The sequence below is a fragment of the Micromonospora sp. DT233 genome (assembly GCF_049841815.1).
Lineage (GTDB): Bacteria > Actinomycetota > Actinomycetes > Mycobacteriales > Micromonosporaceae > Micromonospora.
This window is the reverse complement of record NZ_JBNCLB010000046.1, coordinates 1-532: the sequence shown is the minus strand read 5'-3', so window position 1 is coordinate 532 and position 532 is coordinate 1. Positions and strand designations below refer to the sequence as shown.

The window sequence follows — 532 nt, the reverse complement described above, 5'->3', positions numbered from 1 at the left end:
ACGGCCGGCACGGACTGACCCGCCGCCAACGCCGCCAGACCCGCCCGCAACTCGGCGCCGTCCGCACCCAACACCACCGCGCGATGCTCGAGCGCCGAGCGGGTCGTCGCCAACGAGAGGGCGACGTCGGTTTCCAGGCCGGCGCCGACGCGGCCGAGCAGGCGGTCGGCCTGCGCGGCGAGGGCGGCGGGGGTCTTGGCTGAGAGGGGCCAGGGGACGACCGGCAGCGTGAGCTTCTCGTCGCCGGGGGTGGCCGGTGGGGCGGCGTCGTTGGTGGCGGGCGCCTCCTCGATGATGATGTGGGCGTTGGTGCCGCTGATGCCGAACGCCGAGACACCCGCCCGACGCGGCCGGTCGCGCTGTGGCCAGGGCTGTTCCTCGGTGAGCAGCTCCACCGCACCCGCCGACCAGTCCACGTGCGTCGACGGCGTCCCCACATGCAACGTGCGCGGCAGCATCCCGTGCTCGAGCGCGAGGATCATCTTCATCAACCCCGCCGCACCCGCCGCCGCCTGCGTATGACCCACATTCG

General features: G+C 73.9%; 1 protein-coding gene. It reads right to left on the bottom strand.

Annotated elements, in window-relative coordinates:
* Positions 1–532: ketoacyl-synthetase C-terminal extension domain-containing protein (locus tag ACLQ2V_RS28125; protein ID WP_425721734.1), on the bottom strand; the 532-nt coding region annotated here is incomplete at both ends.